Here is a 26218-nt window from a genome sequence, read left to right on the forward strand (position 1 = left end):
ATTTTAATAAGAATGTACATTTTCATAAACCATCACAACAAGCGGTTTCTTTTACAAAAAAATTAGTAAATTCTACCGCTTGCATTACAAAATAAGGAAAAACTATGCCATACCAACTCTTACCGAATACGACTATCCGTCCTGAATTGAGTCGTTATTATCGTTTTGACGAGCAAACTCTCGTGCAAAACCTGCTGGAACAAGCTCGTTGTGATGAGCACGCAGACAGCATTAAAAAGCTTACTACCCAATTAGTCGGAAAAGTCCGTACCTCACGTAAAAAGGCGAGTGGGGTAGATGCGTTAATGCACGAATTTTCCCTTTCCAGCCAGGAAGGCGTGGCATTGATGTGTCTTGCAGAAGCGTTATTGCGTATTCCGGACAAAGCTACCGCTGATAAACTCATTCGAGATAAAATCGCCAAAGGCGATTGGCGTTCGCACACCGGAAACAGTCCATCGCTATTTGTGAATGCGGCAGCGTGGGGCTTGGTGATTACCGGCAAACTGGTTTCTACCCACAGCGAAAGCTCGCTCTCGTCCGCCCTGTCCCATCTGATTTCCAAAGGTGGCGAGCCGTTAATCCGCAAAGGCGTAGACGTTGCGATGCGGATGCTCGGCAAACAGTTTGTAACTGGTGAGACCATTCAAGAAGCGATCAAAAACGGCGAGAAACGCTTCGCAATGGGTTACCGTTACAGCTACGATATGTTGGGTGAGGCGGCATTTACGGCGGAAGATGCCAAACGCTACTATGCCGACTATGTCGCTTCTATTCACACGGTTGGTGCAACCTCTAAAGGCTTGGGAGTGTATAAATCGTCGGGCGTATCAGTCAAACTCTCCGCTATTCACCCTCGCTACTCGCTGGCACAACATCAACGGGTAATGGACGAACTCTATCCACGCCTGAAAGACCTGTTTTTACTGGCGAAAAACTACGAAATTGGCTTGAATATTGATGCCGAAGAAGCCGACCGTCTTGAGCTATCGCTTGATTTAATGGACAGATTGCTTGCCGATCCGGATTTAGCCGGCTTCAACGGTATCGGCTTTGTGGTGCAAGCCTACCAAAAACGCTGCCCGTATGTGATCGACCACCTGATTGAAACCGCCCGCAAACACAACCGCCAACTGATGATCCGCTTGGTGAAAGGCGCGTATTGGGATACCGAAATCAAACGTGCCCAAACCGACGGTGCGGAGGGCTATCCAGTCTTCTCCCGCAAGGTGCATACCGATTTGAACTACATCGTTTGTGCCAAAAAACTGCTGGCCGCCCAAGATGCAATCTACCCGCAATTTGCAACCCACAACGCCCAAACCCTTGCCACCGTTTACCACTTGGCGCAGGGCAAACGCTTTGAATTTCAATGTCTGCACGGTATGGGCGAAAGCCTTTACGACCAAGTGGTCGGCAGCGACAACCTGAATGTACAGTGCCGTATTTATGCGCCGGTTGGTACTTACCAAACCCTGCTCGCCTACTTGGTGCGCCGTCTGTTGGAGAACGGCGCGAACAGCTCGTTCGTCAGCCAAATTGTCGATGAAAACCTGAGCATTGACGATCTCGCCCAAGATCCGGTGCAAAAAGCCAGCCCAACCGAAGGCACAATGCACCCGAAAATCCCAATGCCGGTGGATCTGTTCGGTGAGGTTCGTCCGAACTCCAAAGGGTATGATTTAACCGATGCAATCAGTCTGCAAACCTTAGAAACCCGTCTGAACGAACTTGCCAAACAGCAATATCGCGCCGAACCACAGATTGCAAACGGCACAACAAGCGGTCAGGAAACGCGAAAAATTTACAATCCGGCGAACGTGAACGAGTTAGTCGGCGAGGTGCTGGACGCAACCGAAATCGACGTGGCAAACGCCTTTGACGCGGCGGCACAATTCCAAAGCGAATGGGCGAACACTTCGCCTGCGACGCGTGCCGAGTGCCTAGAAAAAATGGCGGATTTAATGGAAGCGAATATGCCGCAACTGTTCGACTTAGCCGTACGCGAGGCGGGTAAAACATTGAACAACGCGATCGCCGAGGTGCGTGAAGCGGTCGATTTCTGCCGTTATTATGCAAAAACCGTGCGCAACAATGTGGACGCCTACCGCAGTCCGCGTGGTGTGGTGGTGGCGATCAGCCCGTGGAACTTCCCGCTCGCGATTTTCGTGGGCGAAGTCTCGTCTGCACTGGTTGCAGGCAACGTGGTGCTGGCAAAACCAGCCGAGCAAACCTCGCTAATGGCACATTTCGCCGTAAACCTATTCTACCAAGCCGGCGTGCCGAAATCCGCTCTGCAATGCTTGCCGGGTAGCGGAAAAACCGTTGGTGCGGCATTGGTGGCAGATAAGCGCGTGAACGGCGTGATTTTCACCGGCTCGACCGACACAGCCAAAAACATCAATAAGAATTTGCAGAAAAATGCCAATATCGTACCGCTTGTTGCGGAAACCGGCGGGCAAAATGCGATGATTGTCGATAGTTCTGCCCTCGGCGAACAAGTAGTGGCGGATGTGCTTAACTCGGCGTTCGACTCCGCAGGGCAACGCTGTTCCGCACTGCGTGTGTTATATCTGCAACGTGATGTTGCCGACCACATTCTTACGATGTTAAAAGGTGCAATGGCAGAGCTGAAAGTCGGCCGCCCACAACAGCTCACCACCGATATTGGCCCGGTGATCGACAAAGTGGCGCAACAACGCTTGCTCGACCATATCGATAATCTCAAAACATCGGCGAAAAGTTGCTATCAGGTTGCGATCGATCCGGAAATTGCCGCGAACGGCATTTTTGTGCCGCCAACAGTTCTGGAAATCGACCACATCAGCCAGCTCAAACACGAAGTATTCGGACCGGTGTTGCACGTTATTCGTTTTGATGCCGATAAGCTCGACCAAGTGATCGCCGACATCAACTCGACCGGTTTTGGCTTAACTAGTGGTTTGCATAGCCGCATTGACGAAACGGTCGATCGCTGGTTGGCGGGCATTCACGCGGGTAACCTGTATGTGAACCGTAATACTGTTGGTGCTGTAGTTGGAGTGCAACCATTTGGCGGAATGGGCTTGTCAGGAACCGGTCCGAAAGCAGGGGGACCGCTTTACCTGCAACGTTTGGTAAACCGCAATGAGTGGACGCTTAACGGCTTGGAAGGCAGTGTACAAGCGGTCAATTTTGGGTTAGAAAATGCAATTCGTAATGTATTAAGTGGTACAGAGCAGCAAGCAGCACTCGATTTGGTAGCCAGTCTGACCCGTCAATCACCGCTTGGCAAAATTTACCCGATGCAGGGCATCACCGGCGAGAAAAACTATCTGACATTGGTTTCCCGCCCGCAAATTGCAATCGGTAAAGGCACGCTTGCCGAGCAGGTTCAAGCACTGATTGCGATTGTGATTGCAGGTAGCCAAGCGGTGGTTGAACGCGGCAGCGAACTGGCGAAATATGCTCCCCATTTTGACGGCAACGTACAGGTCGTAGACGATTTCAACAGCCTTGACCAGTTGAGTGTCTTGATCGTGATTGATCCGCTTTCGGTCGGAGAAAAAACTCACCACGCTGAACGCAGAGGTGCGATTTTGACCTACATCGACAGCCTTGATTTAGCCCTTTCGTTGCTGCCACTTGTTCACGAAAAAGCAATTAGTATCAATACTGCTGCCGCAGGTGGTAATGCGAGTTTGATGAGTGAGATGGATTAAGCTATAAATATAAAATGATGAGGCAGCTCAATTTGAGCTGTCTTTTTTATTTAATAGCTTATTATTTATATACTTATAAAAATGATAAAGGGTATTTTTTCAGTTATGATGAAAACCAGTCATACAAAACCTCAATTTATTTCAAGTGCAATCACTTATTTTATGCGTTATGCTTATTTGGAATAAAAAATTTAGGTTACTTGATTGACATAGCATTCTAGACGTCTAAAATAGCGAAGAAATAATTTTAATTTAATGTGGATAGAAAAATGATTCAGCTGAAAAATATCAGCAAGCAATTTGAGGTAAAGGGTAAAAAAATTACCGCTCTGGATAATGTAAATCTGGAAGTTCCAAAAGGCACTATTTATGGTGTGATTGGGGCATCTGGTGCAGGCAAGAGTACCTTAATTCGTTGCGTAAATTTATTAGAACGCCCGACTATGGGGCAAGTGATTGTTGATGGACAAGATTTAACCGCAATGTCAGATAAAGAGTTGATTAAAGCTCGCCGTAATATTGCGATGATTTTCCAACATTTTAATTTGCTTTCTTCTCAAACCGTGTTTGAGAATGTGGCGTTATCGTTGCGTTTGAGCAATACGCCGAAAGTGGAAGTGGATAGGAAAGTGAATGAGCTGTTGGAATTGGTAGGCTTAACCGATCGTAAAGATGTTTATCCGTCAAACCTTTCCGGTGGACAAAAACAGCGTGTGGCGATTGCTCGTGCGTTGGCAAGCGATCCGCACGTTCTGCTTTGTGATGAAGCAACCAGTGCGTTAGACCCGGCAACCACGCAATCTATTTTGCAATTATTAAAAGATATTAATAAACGTTTAGGCTTAACTATTTTGTTGATTACCCACGAAATGGAAGTGGTAAAACGCATTTGCGATCGTGTGGCGGTTATTGATAGAGGGCAGTTGATTGAATCCGGTTCGGTGAGTGAAATTTTCTCGAACCCGAAAACGGAATTAGCTCAGAAATTTATTCAATCGACTTTCCATTTTGATTTGCCGCAAGAATATAGAGAGCAACTTTTAAGTTCACCAACGGAACATAGCCAGCCGATTATTAAATTTGAATTTACAGGGCGTTCAGTTGATGCACCGCTTCTTTCAATTGCATCGAAAAAATTCGGTATTGATTTTAGTATTTTGATGTCGCAAATTGACTATGCCGGTGGTGTGAAATTTGGTTTTGTGATTGCAGAAGTAAGCGGTAATTCGGATGCGATTGCAGAAGCAAAATTTTATTTGATGGATAATAATGTAAAAGTAGAGGTGTTAGGCTATGTGGGCTGATTTTTTGAGAGAGATGACGCCACAAATGTGGGGCTTAGTGTGGGAATCTACTTTTGAAACCATTTATATGGGCTTTGTGGCGACGGCATTAGCTGTCATCATTGGTTTGCCGATTGGTTTTTTAGCTTTTTTAACAGGTAAAGGTGAAATTTTAGAAAACCCAAGATTACATCAAATTTTAGATGTGATTATTAATATCGGACGTTCTATTCCGTTTATTATTTTATTGATTATTTTATTACCTGTTACCCGCTTAATTGTGGGGACAACTTTAGGAACAACGGCGGCGATTGTACCGTTAAGCGTATCAGCAATTCCATTTTTTGCTCGCTTAACGTCTAATGCGTTATTGGAAATTCCATCCGGTTTAACTGAAGCAGCAAAATCAATGGGGGCAACCAATTGGCAAGTAGTAACTAAATTCTATTTACCGGAATCTTTGCCGATTTTAATCAATGGTATTACTTTAACCTTAGTGGCTTTAATCGGTTATTCAGCAATGGCAGGAGCTGTAGGCGGTGGCGGGTTAGGAAACTTGGCAATCAGTTATGGTGAGCACCGTAATATGGTTTATGTAAAATGGATTGCAACAATCATTATTGTGGCGATTGTGATGGTAAGCCAGAAATTGGGCGATACTTTAGCAAAACGTTACGATCATCGTTAATTTTATTAAATAGGGGTTTTTATGAGTTTCAAGAAAATTTTAGGTGTGGCATTAGTTTCTGCATTAGCATTAACTGCGTGTAAAGATGAGAAAAAAGCAGAGCCTGCAGCAGCTCCGGCATCTGCAAAAATTAAAGTAGGGGTAATGTCAGGTCCTGAACATACTGTTGCAGAACGAGCAGCACAAATTGCTAAAGAAAAATACGGTTTAGAAGTAGAATTTGTTCTATTTAACGACTACGCATTACCAAATACGGCGGTAAGCAAAGGTGATTTAGATGCTAACGCATTCCAACATAAGCCGTATTTAGACAAAGACAGCCAATCAAAAGGCTTAAACAACTTAGTAATTGTGGGGAATACTTTCGTTTATCCGTTAGCCGGTTATTCTAAAAAAGTGAAAAATGTTGCTGAATTGGCAGACGGTGCTGTGATTGCTGTACCAAACGATCCATCTAACTTAGCCCGTGCGTTAATTTTATTAGAAAAACAGGGGTTAATTAAGTTAAAAGATAATACTAATTTATTCTCAACGTCAGTAGATATTATTGAGAACCCGAAAAAATTAGAAATTAAAGAAGTAGATACTTCAATTGCTGCAAAAGCACTAGATGATGTTGATTTAGCTGTAGTGAATAACACTTATGCAGGTCAAGTTGGCTTAAATACTCAAGATCACGGTGTGTTTGTTGAGTCTAAAGATTCTCCGTATGTGAACATCATTGTTGCTCGCCAAGATAATAAAGATGCAGATAACGTACAAAACTTTATCAAATCTTACCAAACTGAAGAAGTGTACCAAGAAGCACAAAAACACTTCAAAGATGGTGTAGTAAAAGGCTGGTAATTTTCTGTTTTTTTCATATTAGCGATTAATCGCTGAGCTTGATCTCTAAGGTTAATCGCTTTTTATTTTAAAACTCTTATATAGGAAGAACTCAAATGAACTTTAAAAAACTATTAGGCGTAGTGTTAGTATCTGCTTTAGCATTAACCGCCTGTAAAGAAGAAAAAACACAAGCAGCGGCAGAACCTGCAAAAGCGGAGAAACAAGCTCCGTTAAAAGTTGGTGTGATGACCGGTCCTGAAGCACAAATGACTGAAGTTGCAGTGAAAATTGCAAAAGAGAAATACGGTTTAGAAGTGGAATTAGTTCAATTTACTGAATACACACAGCCAAACGCAGCATTACACGCGAAAGATTTAGATGCAAACGCATTCCAAACTGTGCCGTATATGGAACAGGAAATGAAAGACCGTGGCTATAAATTAGCGGTTATCGGTAACACTTTAGTATGGCCAATTGCAGCTTACTCGAAAAAAATCAAAAATATTTCTGAGTTAAAAGAGGGGGCTCAAGTTGCGATTCCAAATAACGCAAGTAATACCGCTCGTGCGTTATTATTACTTCAAGCACACGGCTTGTTGAAATTAAAAGATCCGAAAAATGTGTTTGCAACAGAAAATGATATTATTGAAAACCCAAAAAATATCAAGATCGTACAAGCTGACACTGCATTATTAACCCGTATGTTAGACGATGTGGAATTGGCGATCATCAATAACACTTACGCAGGTCAAGCAGGTTTAAGTCCGGATAAAGACGGTGTTATTGTTGAATCAAAAGATTCTCCGTATGTAAATTTAGTGGTGAGCCGTGAAGACAACAAAGATGATCCACGTTTACAAACCTTTGTGAAATCATTCCAAACCGAAGAAGTATTCCAAGAAGCGTTAAAATTATTTAACGGCGGTGTGGTAAAAGGTTGGTAATTTACCCCTATTAAGATGAGTAGTAGTGCGAGCTACTGCTCATTTTTTTAGATAATAAATCTTAAAAAAGGAGACATTATGAAATTGAATAAAATTTTAGGTGTAGTTGCAATTTCTGCACTATTTTTGACCGCTTGTAATGATAAAGCGGAGAAGTTAAAAGTTGGCGTGATTTCAGGTCCTGAACACAAAGTAATGGAAGTAGCGGCAAAAATTGCGAAAGAAAAATATAACCGTGATGTGGAGCTGGTAGTATTTACCGATTATGCAACACCAAACGAAGCTTTAAATAAAGGTGATTTAGATTTAAATGCGTTCCAGCACAAACCGTATTTAGATAACCAGATCCAAGAAAAAGGTTATAAATTAGTACCGGTTGGCAATACCTTTGTTTACCCGATTGCAGCATATTCTAAGAAAATTAAATCTTTAGAAGAGTTAAAAGATGGAGATACTGTAGCTTTGCCAAATGATCCGACGAATTTAGCTCGTGCATTAATTTTGCTAGAAAAACAAGGCTTAATTAAATTAAGAGCTGAAGCCGGTTTAAAAGCAACCAGTGTTGATATTATTGAAAATCCTCGTAAGTTAGTCATTCAGGAGATTGAAGCTCCGCTTTTACCTCGTACTTTAGATGATGTTGCATTTTCTGTTATCAATACTACTTATGCTGGACAAAGTGGTTTAACACCAACCAAAGATGGGTTATTTGTAGAAGATAAAGATTCTCCTTATGTGAACCTGATTGTAGCTCGTGAAAATAATCAAAATTCAGACGCTGTAAAAGATTTTGTGAAGGCTTATCAAACAGAGGAAGTCTATAATAAAGCAAATGAAGAGTTTAAAGGGGCGATGGTAAAAGGTTGGTAACTTGAATGAAGAATAAGGCATAGCGAAAAGCTATGCCTTATTTTTTACTTTGTTGTTGCTTCTGTTGGGGCTGTATTAACAGGAGCTGCTTCTTGAGGTTTTGTTTCTGCTGGGGTTACTTCAGGTTGAGGGGCTGGAGCATATTTTGCCTTTAATTCATTTTCCAATTTCTGCCCTTCTTCTGCTAACTGATTAAGTTTAGTTTGCAATTCGCCAAAGGCTTTATGGGCTTCAGGGGTTGGATTTTTCTCCATATTCGCCCCTTCAATAATCATTTGAGTACCTAAAGTGAGTACTTCTAATGTTTTATCTTTCAGAGCTTTTACTTCACTATGTTGAATATTCAGTGCTTCAGCACTTGTTTTAATGCTGTCGAGTTGTGTGAGTAACGTTTTATTAACCGTTTCTTGCATAACCGCAGGGTCAGCTTTTTGTTTGTCTGTAAGACTATCTGTTGCAGTTTGAATAGCATCATTCAAAGCTTTTTCTTGAGCGTCTTGCCAATCACGGAAGGTTTTGTAATCTTCTGCTCCGGTATCTACCGGCTTAACTTCTTCTTTTTTTATTTCAGAGGCTTGTACTTGCTCTGGTTTTTGTTCGGTTGGCTGAGTCGGCTTTTCGCAAGCGGTCAAAAAAACTGCAAATAATGCAGATAAACTAATTTTAGAAAGAGTGTTCATAATCGTCCTTAAGTCCGTAAAAAAAGCTAGAGCAAAATCTCTAGCTTTCGATATTATACTAATTATTTAGCTGAAAATCTTTTTTCTACTTCAGCACTGATTCTTTGTAGCTCAGTATTAATTTCGATTAATGCTTCAGATTTTTTCTGTGCTGATTGTTTTAGTGCTTCATCAGCTGGATTAGATAGTACTTTTACTTGTTCGTTAAGTACTTCGCTTGAAAGTGTTAGAGCAGATTTGCTTTTTTCTTTTAACTCTTTAAGTTGAGCATCAGATAGATCAACAGCGTCTAAACTTTTTACAGTATCTTCAACTTTTTTATTAAATGCAACTAATCCTTCTTGCATCTGTTTAGGATCTTGTGTTGCTAATTTTTGTTGTAATTCAACTTGTGCTGCTTGCATTGATTTCTCTTGTTCTGCATTCCAAACGGCTAATTTTTGATAGTCTGCTTTTGCTGCTTCGCTTGGAGCTTCAACTGTCATTTCAGCCTGTTTTGCAGTTTCTGTAGCCGGAGTAGCTGCCGGTGCTGCTTCAGTTGTTTTTGCCGGTTCTGTTGCAGGTGATTTTTGTGCCGGTTTATCACAAGCTGCTAAAAATAAAGCGACTAAAGCGGTTGCACTGATTTTAGTAAATTTGTTCATTAAAATAATTCCTTAAAAAGATGAAAATAAACCCCAAAGTGTAAAAAGGGGCAGTTATTGTACCAACTAATAGACAGGCAGTCTTAATATTAGTTCATAAAAGATGAAATCTTTACGCTATTTCAATCTAATTTACATTCTGTAGGTAAATAGCTTGTTGAATTAATAACTTTTTGGCAAAAGGGAGTTGATTTGTCAGACTTAAGCCAACGCCTCTTACCAATTTTTTTAATGGGTGATTACCATTGAAAAGTTGTTTTAACCCTTCCATTGTTGCTAATAATTTTACGGCTTCGGCTTTACGTTCCCGCTCAAATTGGCGTAAATGGCGATATTCACCAATATCTTCATCATTAGCGAGATGTTTTTGAATTTCTTGAGCAAGTGTTAGAGCATCCGCAAATCCTAAGTTTACACCTAAGCCAGCTAGGGGATGGATAGTGTGAGCCGCATCGCCAATTAATGCAATACGAGGCTGTGCAAAATCACGGGCAAAGCGTGCGGTAAGCGGGTAAATTTCGCGTAAACTTTGCAATTCGCATAAGCCAAGTTGATTATCAAAGGCAATGCTTAGAGCTTTATTAAAGTCGTGCTCGCTGCAATCGCTCAAGGTTTTGGCTTTTTCTGGTGGTAATGACCAAACAATTGAGCAAAGATTTTCATCTGCCATTGGTAAGAAAGCCAAAACGCTATCTTCAGCAAAGATTTGGCGAGCAGTTTTATTATGCTTTTCTGTTGTCTTTACATTACACACTAAGGCAGTATGTTGATAATCTTTACTGGTTAAGGGGATTTTAGTTTGATTACGAACCCAAGAATTTGCCCCATCAGCACCTATCACTAATTTAGCTGAAATCATCTCGCCATTATCAAGTGTTAAAAATGCCCCATTTTCGCTTACACCTAATGTTTTCGGGGTTGCAACAATATATTCCACGTTTGATTGCTTAGAAATCTGTTGCCAGAGTGTGTGTTGAATAACCGCATTTTCAATAATAAAGCCAAGTTGTGATAAGCCTAACTGCTTAATTTCGGCATCGTTATTATCGAAATGAATGTTGGCAAAGCTGTCTTTTTCCCAAACAAACATTTCAGTATAAGGGGAGAGGCGATGTTCGGGAATTTGTTGGAATGCTCCAATTTGCTCCAACATTTTTTGGCTTGAGGCATTGATAGCACTGACTCGATGGTGAGTTTTACTATCATCAAATTGAGGCGTGTTTTTTTCAATGATTTTAATTTGGCAGTTGGTCTCTTTTAATAGCCCGGCAAGAGCAAGTCCAACCATTCCGCCGCCAATAATAACAATATCTGTAGATTTCATAACTGATTGCATTTCAACATTTACAAGCGGTCAAATTTTCTCTAAAAATTGCAATTTATGGAAAAAATTTAACCGCTTGTAGCTCAACTAATTAGAGGTTTTCTTATGGTGTTTTTCCAAACTTTTATGGCGAATTTGTACATTCTTACCTTTTGCTTGAAAATATTTTGCCAATTGCTCGGCAATAAATACAGAGCGGTGTTTCCCACCGGTACAGCCAATCGCAATAGTCAAATAGCTACGATTATTTTTCTCTAACATTGGTAGCCACATTTCTAGATAATTGCGTGTTTGGTAGATGAAATTATGTACATCGGTTTGGCGTTCTAAAAAATCGATCACCGGCTGTTCTAAGCCCGTCATAGGACGAAGCTCTGGATTCCAATGTGGATTTGGCAAAAAGCGAACATCAAACACATAATCGGCATCGGCAGGTAAACCATATTTAAAACCGAAGGATTGGAAAATAATTTTGAGTTCTTTATCGCTAGAACCTTGTAATAAATGACGTAGATTTTCTGCCAACTCGTGTGAAGAGATATTGCTGGTATCGATAATATAGTTAGCATTTTGTACTAATGGCTCAAGCAATCTCCGTTCGAGATCAATCGCTCCTTCCAATGAAAGATCATTTTGTGTGGAAAGTGGATGAATACGGCGAGAGTCGCTATAACGGCGAATGAGCGTATTACGATCACAATCTAAGAAAATCAGCTTAGTATTTAAAGGTTCAAGCTGAGTAAGTAATTCTTCAATGGCATTAGGTGTATTCGGCAGATTGCGAATATCTAAGCTAATGACCGCAGAACGGTTTTCTTGAGTAAGATAGTAAGTTAAGGTTGGAATTAAGGCTAAAGGAATATTATCAACGCAGTAATAACCTGCATCTTCTAATGCTCTTAATGCCACTGACTTACCGGAGCCGGAATGCCCACTGATAATGATTAACTCCATATTGCCTCACTATTATTCTTCATCTTTTGGGTGATTATCAGCATACACCAAAATTTGCCAAATATCCTCTGCTGATTCTGCTGCTCGGAGCTGTTTTAATAAGGATTTATCCGCTAATTGTTTCGCAATTTGTGGCAAGCAACTTTTATATTGTTCGCAGCTATTTTCAGGAAACATAATTGCATAAATAAGATCAACATCTTTGTTGTCTTGTGCTTCATAATCAATGGCTTCTTCTAATTGCAAAAATACCGCAATTGGTTTGTCTAAGGTTAAGCCGTTACAAGCGGGTAATTTTGCGTGAGGAATTGCAATACCTTGATTTAAACCTGTTGAACCTAACTTTTCACGCTTAAATAAGTTAGTAAAACACTCAATCGGGCAGACAGATTCATTTTGTGCTTCTGCTTGTGGTAAATGAGGTTGATTAATGGATTCAGCTACAACCTTTCCGACTAGCTCTAACGCCCGTTTTTTACTGGAAACCAACACGCCTTGACGAATGTTTTCAGGGCTTAAAAATTCCGTTAATTTTGTCATAATTTTTCATCTAAAGATGAAATCCCCTAAAAAGGGGATTTTAGTTAAAGTTTGAATTGATCGCCTAAATAAACACGTTTTACATCAGGATTTTCAAGCACTTGCTGTGGCGTACCGCTGGCTATCATCTCACCACTCCCCACAATATAAGCACGTTCGCATACATCTAAGGTTTCACGCACGTTATGGTCGGTGATCAGAACGCCTAAGCCACGCTCTTTTAAATTCACGATGATTTTTTTAATATCAATCACGGAAATGGGATCAACTCCGGCAAAGGGTTCATCTAACAGAATAAATTTCGGATTTGCCGCTAAAGCACGGGCAATTTCCACTCGGCGACGTTCCCCACCGGAGAGCGATTGCCCTAAACTGTTGCGGATATGCTCAATATGAAATTCTGAAATCAACTCTTCAGCACGGTCTTTGCGTTCTTTATCATTAATGTCTTTACGCACTTGTAGCACGGACATTAAATTATCATACACGCTCAAACGGCGGAAAATAGAAGCTTCTTGCGGAAGATAACCAATGCCTTGCTTTGCACGGTCGTGCATTGGTAATGTGCTGATATCTTCATTATCAATGCGGATTGTGCCGTGATCGTGGCGAACCAAGCCAACAACCATATAGAAAGTAGTTGTTTTACCCGCACCGTTCGGACCAAGCAAGCCAACAATTTCACCTGATTTTACATTCAGACTCACATCTTTGACGACTTGGCGTTGTTTATAACTTTTTGCTAAATGTTCTGCATAAAGTACAGACATAGATTAACCCTATTTTTTCTTATTATCTTGAAGTTCGTTTGGAATTAACACGGTTTTCACGCGTGATTTACTGCCACTTGTCGCTTTAAGTTGCTGCTTTTTCACATCATAAGTAATTTTATTTGCTCGAATAAAGCTACCTTGTTGTTTTAATTCAGCATTGCCGATTAAGGTTAAAAATTCTGAATTTAAATCGTAATGAACACTACTGCCTTTACCATTTACAGGTTTGCCATTGTCTAAGGTTTGCTGGAAGGTAACCGGCGAACCAGTAGCATCAATTGTCTCTTTTTTCCCCTCTTGACGAGTAATCTTTACATTCGCAGCGGTTACTTTAATGGAGCCTTGTGTAATCACTACGTTATCGCTAAAGGTAACGATATTATTCGTCATATCTAAAGATTGGCTGCCTGAATCAATATTAATAGGCTGATCAGTATCACCTTTTAACGCATAAGCTGAAAAACTGCTACCTAGTAACATCGTTACTAAAATAGATTTAAACATTAATTTCATTTTTATTCCTTTTGAAAAGCAAATTATTCTTTTGTTTCTTTAATAATAGTCGGTTCAATGTAAGATTTTACCTCTTTTTGTAAGGTGGCAACTTGTTGTTTTAAGTTACCTTTTAATCCAACCCCTGTTGTTGTAAAGCCCGAGCCTATTGATTTGACCGCACTTTCGGTAAAAATATCCTGCGTGTTTAAATCAACGGTTAAAGTATCCGTAGTGATCTGTTGTAAACGAGAAGCAGGATCTAACGCATCGAGTTTGATATTACCCTTTAAATTTAACATTTTTTCTTTGGTAATTTCAGCGTAATCAGCACTCACTTTCCACTGTTTTTGCGTGGATTCTTTTGCAAAAAGTTCAATAAAAGGTTTAAAAAACTCGGTTCGCTCGGTGGATTCATAACGTTTGATTTCTGTAGCCTGAGCGAAATATTGTGGATTGCCTTTCAAATCATAAACTGTAGTGGACATTTTATTCCCTACATATTCAGGCTGCCCTTCCTTTTTCATCAGCTGATCAAGCCCTGTGTTCTCTTTCTCTTGTAAGCTGTAATACCAACCGCCGAGTATGGCAACAATAATCAGTAAAATAACGGTTAAGCGTGTATTCATAATCTAAATATAGTCTAAAAATAGTGTTTGATTGTAGCACAAATTTGAAAAGGGATATAGTATGACGTGAAAATGCAAAAAAGTGAGAAAAAACAACCGCTTGTGAAAGCACTACAAGCGGTTAAAAAAGTAAATTTTTTTGCAAATTATTTAAAGGTTGCCCAAACAGGGGAGTGGTCAGATGGTTTTTCCATCGCACGAATTTCTAAATCAATTCCTGTTTCTACACAACGCTCAGCAAGTGATTTTGAGGCGAGAATTAAATCAATACGCAAGCCGCGATTGTCGTCAAAACCTTTAGAGCGATAATCAAACCACGAGAATTTATCATTTACCTCAGGGTTTGCGGCACGGAAAGTATCGATTAAACCAAAGCTGTGTAAACGCTCTAGCCACTCACGCTCTTCGGGTAAAAAAGAACATTTTCCATCACGTAACCAACGCTTGCGATTAACTTCACCGATGCCGATATCCAAATCGGTCGGGCTGATATTCATATCGCCCATAATGATGATTGGATTTTCCGGCTTTAGCTCGGTTTCCAAGTAGTGTTGCAAATCAGCATAGAATTTCTGCTTAGCCGGGAATTTGGTTTCGTGGCTACGGTTTTCTCCCTGTGGGAAATAGCCGTTTAATACAGTTAAAACGCCAAAATCGGTTTCAATATCTGCCATAATCATTCGCTTTTGAGCATCTAACACATCGGTTGGGAAACCTTTACGCACTGCAAGCGGTTCTTTTTTCGTTAATAGAGCAACGCCATAATGCCCTTTTTGCCCGTGATGGAAAACGTGATAACCCAAATGATTGACTAAATCGTAAGGGAAATCTTCATCAGCCACTTTGATTTCTTGTAAGCCAATTACATCGGGCTGATGTTTTTCGATAATTGCTTCAAGTTGATGCGGTCTAGCACGCAATCCATTGATATTAAAAGAGATAAATTTCATTGAGTATCCTAAGATTTTGCAAAAAATAGATGAAAATAGACCGCTTGTCATCTCTGCAAGCGGTCTGATTTTGCGAAAACTTTACGTATTATAACTTAAAGTGTCATTGCTGCAATCCAGCCGAACACTAATAATGGAATATTAAAGTGGATAAAGGTTGGTACAACGGAATCCCAAATGTGATCGTGTTTACCGTCAGCGTTCAAGCCTGATGTTGGACCAAGTGTTGAGTCTGATGCCGGTGAGCCTGCATCGCCTAATGCTGCTGCTACGCCTACGATCGCCATTGTAGCAAGCGGTGAGAAACCAAAAGACACACAAAGTGGCACGTAGATTGAGGTAATAATCGGCACGGTTGAGAATGATGAGCCAATTCCCATTGTGATGAATAAGCCAACTACGAGCATTAATAATGCAGCCATTTCTTTTGATGAGATAACATCACGTAGGCTTTCCACTAATGCAGGTACACCACCGGTTGAATTAACCACGCCGGCAAAGCCTGAGGCTGCAATCATTACAAAACCTATCATCGCCATTAAACGTAATCCGGCTTGGAACACATCGTTACTCTCTTTTAATTTGAATACGCCACCTAAGGCAAAAATCACTAAACCGACTAAACCGCCGATAATGGTTGAATTTGTCGCTAATTGCACGGAGCAGGTTGCGATAATTGCTAAAATACTAATTCCAATATGGAAAGGTTTAACGTTAGCTACTCGAGTTTCAATATCATCAACAGTTGGCTCAGGTGTATTTTCTGCATACACACGAGGTTTACGGTATGACACAAAGAATGCAAAAAGTAATCCTACAATCATACCTGATACCGGAATAAGCATTGCTTTTGTCATTTCAGCGGTTGTAGTTATCAATTGGAATGGCTCACCTGCTTGGTTAATATTTTTAACTAAGATACTTTCAATGAAGATTTGACCGAAACCTGCCGGAATTAACATATAAGTGGCGGTTAAACCAAATGTTAAAGCACAAGCAACCGCACGGCGGTCAATCTTTAATTTATTCATCACGCTTAATAGTGGCGGAATTAAGATTGGAATGAAGGCAATATGAATCGGAATTAAGTTTTGTGAAGACATTGCAAAGGCAACTAACACAAATAGTACAATATATTTAAACCACGTTACGGAGCGACCTGATGGGCTGTGTCCGAATGATTTAATCACTTTATAAGCTAATAAATCGGTTACACCTGATTTTGAAAGAGCTACTGCAAAAGCACCAAGCACGGCATAGTTCATTGCAGTTTCTGCACCACCACCTAAACCACCGGTAAAACTTTTTATAGTTTTTTGTAGTGCATCAGTAAATCCGACACCTTCAACACCTAAATTGCCGATTAAGCCACAGGTAAGTGCAGAAATAATAAGAGCGATTACCACGTTAATTCTAAGCAAGCTCAGTACTAACAATACGATAATCGAAATAAAAACTTCGTTAGATAGCATTGTGTTTGTCCTTAAGTAATAAAAATAGTATTTAATTTACCCAAAAAAATAGAGTTGTCGAGAATTTTTTTTTAAATTAGGGAACTTTTTTGAAAATTAACATTGGAGTAATGCTATCAATATTTATTTTTTTGATATAGATCTCATTTTTGATTTTTGAGATTTGCTAAAATTAACTACCATTTTTGAGGTATTTCGTATTAGATAGAGGCTGTTATGAGCGAAATTGCACTTACTGTCAGTTTATTATCTTTAGTGGCAGTGCTTGGTTTATGGATTGGTCATATCAAAATTAGAGGCGTTGGTTTAGGCATCGGTGGCGTGTTATTTGGCGGGTTATTGGTGTCCCATTTTATGGCACAATTTGGTGTTAAACTTGATGCCCATACTCTCCACTTTATTCAAGAATTCGGTTTAATTTTATTTGTTTACTCAATAGGTATTCAAGTCGGTCCGGGGTTCTTTGCTTCTCTTAAACATTCAGGCTTAAAGCTCAATGGCTTTGCCGTTTTGATTGTGTTACTTAGTGGTGTTTTTGTTGTTCTTATTCATAAATTGTTCAGTATTCCTTTACCTGTGATTTTAGGTATTTTCTCGGGAGCAGTTACTAACACTCCTTCTCTAGGGGCAGGGCAACAAGTGCTTGCTGAACTAAGTGGAGGGAGTGTAACCGAAATTATGGGGATGAGTTATGCCATTGCTTATCCGTTTGGGATTATCGGTATTTTGCTGACAATGTGGTTAATTCGTATCATCTTAAAAGTTAATATTGATAAAGAAGCGGAAGCTTTTAACCAATCTCAAAATCAAGGTAAAGAACAACTCAGCACTTTAAATGTGCGTTTAACAAATCCTAATATTAACGGTTTAACACTTAATCAATTACCTGATTTTGATTTGCACGAAGTTTCCTACTCTCGTTTAAAAAGAGGTGAGGAACTTTCTATTCCCCGAGTAGATACGGTGTTACAAGTTGGTGATATATTACATTTAGTTGGCGATCAAGCATCGCTACATAAAATGCAAATTATTTTAGGCGAAGTCGCAGACGTATCTGTTTCTACAAAAGGCACAATTTATCGTTCCGAACGAGCAGTGGTTACCAACGAAAAAGTATTTGGCAAACAAATTCGCCAATTAATGCTGAAAGGCAAATATGATGTAGTCATTTCACGCCTCAACCGTGCTGGAGTAGAGTTAGTCCCAACAGGCGATATGACACTGCAATTTGGTGATGTGTTGAATTTAGTCGGTCGCCAAGCGGATATTGAAATGGTAATGACGATTATCGGCAATGCACAATCGAAATTACAACAAGTCCAAATGTTGCCGATTTTCATTGGGATTGGATTAGGTGTATTGCTAGGTTCTATCCCAATTTATTTACCGGGCTTTCCTGTTGCATTAAAACTTGGTTTAGCTGGAGGACCGCTTGTGGTTGCCCTCATTTTGGCTAGAATTGGTAGTATTCGTAAACTCTACTGGTTTATGCCACCAAGTGCGAACCTTGCTTTACGTGAAATCGGGATTGTACTCTTTCTTGCCGTTGTTGGTTTAAAATCCGGTGGGCGATTCCTTGAAACATTACTCAGTAGTGAAGGTATGGAGTGGATTCTCTTTGGTGCAATCATCACATTCTTCCCACTTATGATTACAGGATTGATTGCCAGAATTTACGCCAAAATGAATTACCTAAGTCTTTGTGGATTACTCGCCGGCTCAATGACTGACCCACCGGCTCTCGCATTCGCTAACGAAATCAAAGAAGGCAACGGTGCAGCTGCTCTTTCTTATGCTACTGTTTACCCACTTGTAATGTTTCTACGCATAATGTTGCCACAAGTGCTGGCGATAATGCTTTGGGTTGCAGGGTAGTATTCTTCTTAATATACGAAAGGGGTAAAAGAATAAATTCTTTTACCCCTTTTTCTGTTTACTGTGTATTTGTTATTTTTCTTTACGGATTTTATTCACTTCCCTCAATAAAGCTTGGATTGCGGTATCAGCAAAAATATCTTCAATATTTACGGTCAAGCGACGTCGCCAGTTGGCATATTGAGTACTAGTTCCCGGAATATTAACAGGTTCGGTCATTCCTAACCAGTCTTCAGGTTGGAAGCCGAATAATCCGCTGCTTACACTAGCGACATAGGTTTGCAAACGGTGAGTAAATGGTGTATTTACCGGTGAATTAAGTTGCTCGCTAATTTCAGGTTCTATCACCACATTATTCTCTTGTAAGCGTTGTAATATTTTGACTTTGGCATTGACTCGGTCTTGTTTGAGAATGGTCAAAATATCCGCATTTGGATACACACCGAATTTTTCGCCTAATTCAAAATCATATCCACGCCAATAACCATTGATAGTTGGTAAATCGTGAGTACTTAATGTTGTCATAGCTTGGTAAGGATAATGTTGCAAGTCGCGACTTTTTCCTTGTTCATCAAATTCAAAATAGAAGATTTTGTAAGACAGAATTCCTGCATTTTTGAGTTTGCTGACAATTTCTTTTGGCACAGTGCCTAAATCTTCACCGATAATCAGGCATTGATGGCGTTGGCTTTCAAGTGCCAAAATAGCAATTAAATCATCAACAGGATAACGGATATAAGCACCATTCACTGCACTGTCGCCTTTTGGAATCCACCATAATCGTAATAAAGACATAATATGGTCAAGGCGTAATGCTCCGCAATGCTTCATATTAGCTCTGACCAGCTCAATAAACGGGCGATAGGCTTGTTGTTTTAACACGTGTGGATTCATTGGGGTTAAGCCCCAGTTTTGTCCTTGTGGACCTAATACATCAGGTGGAGCACCGACAGACGCATTTAAACAATAAAGTTGTTTGTCATTCCACGTTTCTGCTCCGTTGGGGCTGACGCCAACGGCGAGATCGCGATACATACCAATGTTCATATTTTGCTGACGGCAAATTGCATCACATTCGGCTAATTGCTGATCGGCAATGAATTGCAACCAAAGGTAAAATTCCACGTCTGCTTTATGTGTTTCTCTAAATTGTTGTACGGCAGCAGAATGGTAATCTTGGTATGCTTTCGCCCAAAAATCCCAGCCCCATTGGTCCGCAAATTGTGTGGATAAATATTGATGAAGAGCATCAAATGTAGCTTGAACTTGTAGACTCTCACCACCTTTTTGTACAAATTCAGTGAAGGCTGAGTCGGAACAAGCGGTCATATTTTGCTGGAATTTTGCAAAAGCAAAGCGTAGCCCTTTCAATTTTAACGGAATGATTTGATCGTAATTTAACCAGTCTTGATTGCGTAATTGAGATAACTGTTGCTGGATTTCAGCGGAATGAAACCAAGTTTGAGCTTCATCGCTTTGTTGAAATTCTACCAACTGATTGACATCAATGTAAGCAATATTCAGCCATCGGCGAGAGGATGGGCTGTATGGGCTTGCAGAATTAGGGTTTGCCGGAAAAAGCGAGTGAATCGGATTCAAACCAATAAAATCTGCTTGGTAAGGTGCAATTTGTTGGATGAAGTTTTTTAAATCGCCAAAATCACCGATTCCCCAGTTGTTGGCTGATTTTAAGGTGTAAAGTTGTAGAAATGTTCCCCATAATTTTTTTTGTTCAAGCACGGCTTGAGGTTGATAGCAACGCTCTGGAGCGATAATAATCGTGCAATTAAAGGTTTTATCTACCGTGTTTAGTTGTAATTGGTGATAACCTAAAGGTAAGTCTTGAGGTAATGTAATTCCCCGAGCTTTAATTTTACCGGAAATAATTTGGCTTGAGCTTTCTAGTTGGAGCTGCCAATTGCCGGTTAATGGATTTTTTTTATCGGCTAAATGGAAAGGTAAAAAACAGGGTTGGTGCTGATAAAAAATTTTGACAGCAGGAATTGGTGTAGTGCTTACTTGAATATTGCCGTTAAATGTTTTGAATAAAGTATATTTTATTTTTTCAGACGCTGATTTTTTTACACCACGTTCATCGAAAAAATAGGGCATAATACCTGCCCGATGATATTGTTTGGTAGTTATTTTCATCATTTTTCTCCACATATCAAATATATATGAAATACAACAGAAAATAGGCGACTTCCTGTTGAGAAGAAGTCGCCCGAAGTTATTATCTATTCAACCAAATACGTTGTTGATAATCTTTAATTGAGCGGTCTGAGCTAAACGTACCTAAACGGGCAGTATTTAAAATCGCACTACGTAGCCAAGCTTCTTGATCTAAATAGGCTATACCAATTTTCTCTTGTGTTTGGCGGTAGCTGTCAAAATCGGCAAAGACTAGGAACGGATCGCGTTCTAGCAGGCTGTCTAACATTAGTTTGAATGTTTCTTTATTGCCGTGGGAGGCTTTCCCTTTGGCTAAGAAATCAACCGCATTTTTCAGAATCGGATCTTGATTGTAATAGGTTTTAGGCTGATAACCTTTTGCTAATAGTTCCCGCACGCTTTCTACGGTATGTCCGAAGATAAAGACATTTTCCTCACCCACCATCTCGGCAATTTCCACATTGGCTCCATCTAGTGTACCTAATGTTAATGCACCGTTAAGTGCCAATTTCATATTACCGGTACCGGAGGCTTCTTTTCCTGCCATTGATATCTGCTCTGAAACATCGGCAGCGGGAATAATTTTTTCAGCAAGGCTGACTCGATAATCCGGTAGGAATACCACTTGTAGTTTATCATTCACTTGTTTATCGTTGTTGATAATATCTGCCACATTGTTAATGGCGTGAATAATATTTTTTGCTAAATAATAACCCGGTGCCGCTTTGCCTGAGAATAGGAATACACGTGGTGTGTAATCTTGGTTTGGGTTAGCTTTTAGCGACTGATAGGTCGCAATAATATTTAATAAATTTAAATGTTGGCGTTTATATTCGTGGAAACGCTTGATTTGTACATCAAAAATCGCACTTGGATTGACATTTAATCCTAGTGTTTTATGGATTTCATTTGCTAAAACCACTTTATTGTTACGTTTAATACGTTGATATTCTTCACGGAAGCCGGTGTCATCAACATATTTTTCAACGCCTTTTAATAATTCCAGATCGTGTGTCCAATCTTGTTTTAAGGTACGATCCAATAAATCACTTAATTGTGGGTTTGCTTGTCTAATCCAACGACGAGGTGTGATGCCGTTAGTAACATTACAGAATTTTGTTGGGAACAATCGGTGATATTCCGGGAATAAGTCGGTTACTAAGAGATCCGAGTGAATTTCCGCAACACCGTTTACACGGAAACAGGTAACAACGCAAAGGTTCGCCATACGCACACGATAGTCAAATAGTACGGCTAATTTTTCCCAAATTTTGGCATCATCGCCAAATTCCGCCCGTACTTGGTTGTGGAAAATATCATTGATTTTTTCCACAATTTGGTAATGGCGAGGTAATAATTGCTTAAATAGGCGTTGATCCCATTGCTCAAGAGCTTCAGGTAATAAGGTATGATTAGTGTAAGCAAAGGTATTTGAGCAAATATCCCATGCCTGTTCCCAAGTGAATTGGTGATCATCTAACAGTACACGCATTAATTCAGGTATAGCGAGTGTTGGGTGAGTATCATTCAATTGGATTACTTGGCGTTTAGCCAAATCTTCTAACGGATAACCTTCGCTGAGGTGGCGATCTAAAATATCTGCCACAGAGCAGGCACAATGGAAGTATTGTTGCATTAAGCGTAATTTTTGCCCTGCTTTATGGTTATCATTTGGGTAAAGTACTTGCGTAAGTGCGGCTGCATTGACAATAGTTTTATCTGCGGTTAAGAATTTACCGTCATTAAAAGCATCAAAATCAAAAGATTGATCACTATCTGCCTGCCATAAACGCAGCGGTTGAATGATGTTATTTTTGTAACCTACGATTGGCAAATCAAATGCTTTACCTTGAATTGTTAATTTAGGTTGCCATTCATATTGATCGGCTTTAATTTGTTTGATTTTTCCACCAAACCCGATATGACGGGTTTTAGATGGATTAAAACGATGCCAAGGGTAGCTATCACGAGCCCAAGTATCCGGAGCTTCTTTTTGCATTCCCTCTTTAAAGCTTTGTTTGAATAGACCGTATTGATAGTGAAGCCCGTAGCCGGTCGCATTTTGTCCAACAGTTGCCATTGAGTCTAAAAAACAGGCAGCAAGACGACCTAATCCGCCATTTCCCAATGCCGGATCACGCTCTTGCTCTAAAACATCTACTAATTCAACTTGATATTGTTTAAGATATTCACGAATTTGTTCGTAATATCCTAAATTCATTAAATTATTGCCGGTTAAACGACCGATTAAAAATTCCATCGAAAGATAGTTTACGTGGCGTGATTCTGTCGGTTTAGTTGCAGGCTGACTATAAATAAGTTCAAGGGAACCTTCTGCAACGACTTGGTACCATTGCTGTAAGGTGAAGTGTTTTGGATCTGCCACATCAAAGTAGCGACAGTATTTTTCTACAATAGAATTAAATGTCATAGGAAACCCCCAGTTAAAAATGAACACCGCTATTATGTGAAATCCGAATAAAATCAAATCATCCTTATAATCACCTTGTGTGGTATGATTATTAGGAAGTAGTTAGAACATAAATGGAGGATATATCATCCCCATTTTGTTATGAGGGAAAATAGAATTTATTATGTTAATACCATCAAAACTTGTTTGTTCTTTTCGATTACAAAACAGCATCCCTAGAAAACGTTTAATTCAAGAATTAGACAAATCTTGCAGTTATCCGGTTGTATTAATAAATGCACCGGCAGGTTATGGCAAAACCACACTGGTTTCCCAATGGATTGAAGATAAAAAGAATATCGGCTGGTATGCGTTAGATGAAGGCGATAATAATTCGGATCGTTTTGCTGCTTATTTTAGTGCTGCCTTGCATTCTGCAATTAATGAAGAAATAGATGTATTGTTAGAGGAAAATCGCAAAGCTAATTTATTAGCTTTATTTAATCAATTATTGATTAAAGCAGCAGCGTTTTCGGAACATTTCTATCTTGCTATTGATGATTATCATATTATTGAAAATGATGAAATTCATGATGCATTAAAATATTGGATTAAACATCAGCCATCTAATATGACGCTTATCTTGATTTCTCGATCTATTCCGCCGTTAAGTATTGCAAGTTTAAGAGTACAAGAACAATTGTTGGAAATCGATATTAACCAACTTATGTTTGATCACCAAGAAAGTACTGCGTTTTTTCAAGCAAGATTAGGTTCAGAGTTAAATCAGCAAGATGCTATCGCACTTTGTAACGAAGTTGAAGGTTGGCCAACGGCTCTTCAGTTAATTAGCCTTTTTGCGAAAAATAAATCGCATACACTACAAGTGCCACTGCAAGATATTGCCAAACGCTTAGCCAAGTCGAATCATTTTCATATCAACGAATATTTAGCTGATGAAGTGCTCAATAAAGTAGATGAAGAAACCAGGTTGTTTATTTTGCGTTGTTCCATATTACACTCAATGAATGAATCGTTGGTGCAAGCGGTTACCGGAGAGCAGAATAGTCGAACTAAATTAGAATCTCTTGAAAAACAAGGCTTATTTTTGCAACAAATGGCAAACAGTAAATGGCAGAGCAGTGATGATAGTTGGTGGAAATTCCATCCGCTTTTTGCTTCCTTTTTGAATTTATGCTGTCAAAATGAGTTGTATGATGAACTGCCACAATTGCATCAAAAAGCGGCGAATGCGTGGTTACAATTAGGTTATGTAACTGAAGCCCTGCATCATGCAATGCAGTTATCGGATACCGGATTATTGCTCAATATTTTAGGCAAGCACGCGTGGACTGTATTTCATCAAGGTGAGTTAAAATTATTGGAAGAGAGTTTAAATTGTTTGGATTACGCACATTTAACCGAACATACTAATTTAGTTTTACTCAAAGCTTGGCTGGTGCAAAGCCAGCACCGTCATAGTGAAGTAGGTGGTATTTTGGCAGATTTTTCTCGAGCTTTGACGGAAAATAAGATTGAGTTAAGTAAAACTGCCAATGCGGAATTCAATGTACTACGGGCTCAGGTTGCTATCAATTCCGGTGATGAAAATACGGCACTTCAATTAGCCTCAGAAGCGTTAAATGATCTCTCGGAAAATGCTTATTACGCTCATATTGTTGCCACCTCAATTATTGGAGAAGCTCATCATTGTCATGGCAATCTGGCAGAAGCGTTAGTAATGTTACAAAAAGCAGAGCGTATGGCACGCCAACACCATACTTACCACAATATTTTATGGTCGCAGCTTCAACAATCTGAAATTTTGCTTGCTCAAGGTTTTTCACAAGCTGCCTATGAAATGCTAGATAAAGCAAGTAACTTCGTAAAAGAAAACCACTTACAAAAAGTGCCGATGTATGAATTCCTGTTACGTTCTAAGGGAAAAATTTTGTGGGAATGGTATAACTTGGATAAAGCTGAGTCGATGGCAGTTGCCGGAATGAATGCCTTATCTAAATTTGAAGACAAGTTACAATGCTTAACCTTACTCACTAAAATTTCATTAGCTCGTGGCAATTTGGATAACACTGCTCGTTTATTAGGTGAAGTTGAGCAGTTAGAGCATTCTCACTCTTATCACCACGACTGGATTGCGAATGCTGATCAAGTGAGGATGTTTTATTGGCAGATGACAAATGACATTCAGTCTGCTCGTAATTGGTTGATTCAAAATCCATCACCAATTTCCGATAAAAACCATTTTACTCAAATTCAATGGCGTAATATTGCACGGGCTCGAATCTTGCTTGAAGAATATACCGAAGCGAAAGTAATTTTAGATAATTTAATTGAAACTGCTGAAAAATTTTCTCTGATCAGTGATTTAAATCGTGCATTAATTGTTCGTAACAGGCTTTATTTTTTACAAGGCGAGAAAGAATTAGCTCAGCAAGACTTAATTCAGGCACTAAAACTGACACGGCAAACAAACTTTATCAGTGCTTTTGTGATTGAAGGAGATGTGATGGCACAACAGATCCGCCATTTATTGCAACTCAATGTGCTGGATGAATTAGTGTTACATAAAGCACAATTTATTTTACGCAACATCAATCAATTTTATCGCCAAAAATTTGCACACTTTGATGAAAATTTTGTGAATCAATTACTGAAAAATCCGAAAGTACCGGAGCTATTAAGAATTAGCCCATTAACACAGCGGGAATGGCAGGTACTAGGCTTGATTTATTCAGGGTATAGCAATGAACAAATTTCAGATGAATTGCAAGTAGCAGCAACCACAATTAAAACCCATATTCGAAATCTGTATCAGAAAATCGGTGTTACTAATCGTAATGAAGCGATCAGCTATACGAAAGAGCTGCTTATGTTGATGGGGTATAATTGATCTTAGTCTCACAGGGGAACAAGCGGTCTGTTTTTTGTGATTTTTTGCAATATCGTCCACATTCCCCTAATCGGCTTC

20 protein-coding genes are annotated in these 26218 nt (G+C 39.7%); 8 read left to right on the forward strand and 12 right to left on the reverse strand.

Going from position 1 to position 26218, the window contains the following annotated elements; all coding sequences use genetic code 11:
- The first annotated feature begins 104 nt into the window (after positions 1–104).
- The 6 genes from putA (at position 105) to metQ (ending at position 8314) form a co-directional block, all read left to right on the forward strand.
- Positions 105–3701: a bifunctional proline dehydrogenase/L-glutamate gamma-semialdehyde dehydrogenase PutA gene (gene putA, locus X781_RS03420; RefSeq protein WP_025235574.1), complete on the forward strand. Its 3597-nt coding sequence runs from the start codon at positions 105–107 to the stop codon at positions 3699–3701.
- A 269-nt stretch (positions 3702–3970) separates the two neighbouring features.
- Entirely contained in the window at positions 3971–5005 is a 1035-nt protein-coding gene (metN, locus tag X781_RS03425; RefSeq protein WP_025235575.1) for a methionine ABC transporter ATP-binding protein MetN, read from the forward strand.
- Positions 4995–5672: a methionine ABC transporter permease gene (locus tag X781_RS03430; protein ID WP_025216909.1), complete on the forward strand. Its 678-nt coding sequence runs from the start codon at positions 4995–4997 to the stop codon at positions 5670–5672. The genes metN and X781_RS03430 overlap by 11 nt, the downstream gene beginning before the upstream one ends.
- A gap of 21 nt (positions 5673–5693) precedes the next feature.
- Positions 5694–6518, forward strand: coding sequence for a MetQ/NlpA family lipoprotein (locus X781_RS03435; RefSeq protein ID WP_025235576.1), 825 nt, complete (start codon positions 5694–5696; stop codon positions 6516–6518).
- A gap of 95 nt (positions 6519–6613) precedes the next feature.
- Positions 6614–7444, forward strand: coding sequence for a MetQ/NlpA family ABC transporter substrate-binding protein (locus X781_RS03440; RefSeq protein ID WP_025235577.1), 831 nt, complete (start codon positions 6614–6616; stop codon positions 7442–7444).
- Between the two features lie 78 nt (positions 7445–7522).
- Complete coding sequence (gene metQ / locus X781_RS03445; RefSeq protein WP_025235578.1) at positions 7523–8314, forward strand: methionine ABC transporter substrate-binding lipoprotein MetQ; 792 nt, start codon at positions 7523–7525, stop codon at positions 8312–8314.
- Positions 8315–8358: 44 nt separating this feature from the next.
- Here metQ and X781_RS03450 read toward each other — a convergent pair whose 3' ends face one another.
- The 10 genes from X781_RS03450 to X781_RS03495 all read right to left on the reverse strand — a co-directional run bounded on the left by X781_RS03450 (position 8359) and on the right by X781_RS03495 (position 16772).
- A complete protein-coding gene (locus X781_RS03450) occupies positions 8359–8994 on the reverse strand; it encodes a hypothetical protein (RefSeq protein WP_025235579.1) in 636 nt (211 codons plus the stop codon).
- 62 nt (positions 8995–9056) lie between these two features.
- Complete coding sequence (locus X781_RS03455) at positions 9057–9638, reverse strand: hypothetical protein (protein WP_025235580.1); 582 nt, start codon at positions 9636–9638, stop codon at positions 9057–9059.
- A 127-nt stretch (positions 9639–9765) separates the two neighbouring features.
- A complete protein-coding gene (locus X781_RS03460; protein ID WP_025235581.1) occupies positions 9766–10962 on the reverse strand; it encodes an FAD-dependent monooxygenase in 1197 nt (398 codons plus the stop codon).
- Between the two features lie 87 nt (positions 10963–11049).
- On the reverse strand, positions 11050–11916 hold the full coding sequence (gene rapZ / locus X781_RS03465) for an RNase adapter RapZ (protein WP_025235582.1): 867 nt from the start codon (positions 11914–11916) through the stop codon (positions 11050–11052).
- 12 nt (positions 11917–11928) lie between these two features.
- Positions 11929–12456, reverse strand: a complete 528-nt coding sequence (locus tag X781_RS03470; RefSeq protein ID WP_025235583.1) for a PTS sugar transporter subunit IIA — start codon at positions 12454–12456, stop codon at positions 11929–11931.
- Between the two features lie 44 nt (positions 12457–12500).
- Complete coding sequence (gene lptB, locus X781_RS03475) at positions 12501–13226, reverse strand: LPS export ABC transporter ATP-binding protein (RefSeq protein WP_025235584.1); 726 nt, start codon at positions 13224–13226, stop codon at positions 12501–12503.
- 9 nt (positions 13227–13235) lie between these two features.
- Entirely contained in the window at positions 13236–13742 is a 507-nt protein-coding gene (gene lptA / locus X781_RS03480; RefSeq protein WP_025235585.1) for a lipopolysaccharide transport periplasmic protein LptA, read from the reverse strand.
- Positions 13743–13765: 23 nt separating this feature from the next.
- On the reverse strand, positions 13766–14350 hold the full coding sequence (gene lptC, locus X781_RS03485; RefSeq protein ID WP_025235586.1) for an LPS export ABC transporter periplasmic protein LptC: 585 nt from the start codon (positions 14348–14350) through the stop codon (positions 13766–13768).
- A gap of 146 nt (positions 14351–14496) precedes the next feature.
- A complete protein-coding gene (gene xthA, locus X781_RS03490; protein ID WP_025235587.1) occupies positions 14497–15300 on the reverse strand; it encodes an exodeoxyribonuclease III in 804 nt (267 codons plus the stop codon).
- A gap of 95 nt (positions 15301–15395) precedes the next feature.
- Complete coding sequence (locus X781_RS03495; RefSeq protein ID WP_025235588.1) at positions 15396–16772, reverse strand: Na+/H+ antiporter family protein; 1377 nt, start codon at positions 16770–16772, stop codon at positions 15396–15398.
- A gap of 216 nt (positions 16773–16988) precedes the next feature.
- On the opposite strand from X781_RS03495, the gene X781_RS03500 reads away from it, so the two are divergent.
- Positions 16989–18647: a putative transporter gene (locus tag X781_RS03500; protein ID WP_025235589.1), complete on the forward strand. Its 1659-nt coding sequence runs from the start codon at positions 16989–16991 to the stop codon at positions 18645–18647.
- Positions 18648–18719: 72 nt separating this feature from the next.
- On the opposite strand, the gene malQ is transcribed toward X781_RS03500, so the two are convergent.
- Complete coding sequence (malQ, locus tag X781_RS03505) at positions 18720–20798, reverse strand: 4-alpha-glucanotransferase (protein ID WP_025235590.1); 2079 nt, start codon at positions 20796–20798, stop codon at positions 18720–18722.
- Positions 20799–20880: 82 nt separating this feature from the next.
- On the reverse strand, positions 20881–23250 hold the full coding sequence (malP, locus tag X781_RS03510; protein ID WP_025235591.1) for a maltodextrin phosphorylase: 2370 nt from the start codon (positions 23248–23250) through the stop codon (positions 20881–20883).
- Between the two features lie 163 nt (positions 23251–23413).
- Here malP and malT point away from each other — a divergent pair, with 163 nt between their 5' ends.
- Positions 23414–26140, forward strand: coding sequence for an HTH-type transcriptional regulator MalT (gene malT, locus X781_RS03515; RefSeq protein ID WP_025235592.1), 2727 nt, complete (start codon positions 23414–23416; stop codon positions 26138–26140).
- Positions 26141–26218 lie beyond the last annotated feature (78 nt).

The sequence above is a fragment of the Mannheimia sp. USDA-ARS-USMARC-1261 genome (genome assembly GCF_000521605.1).
Classification (GTDB): Bacteria; Pseudomonadota; Gammaproteobacteria; order Enterobacterales; family Pasteurellaceae; genus Mannheimia; species Mannheimia indoligenes.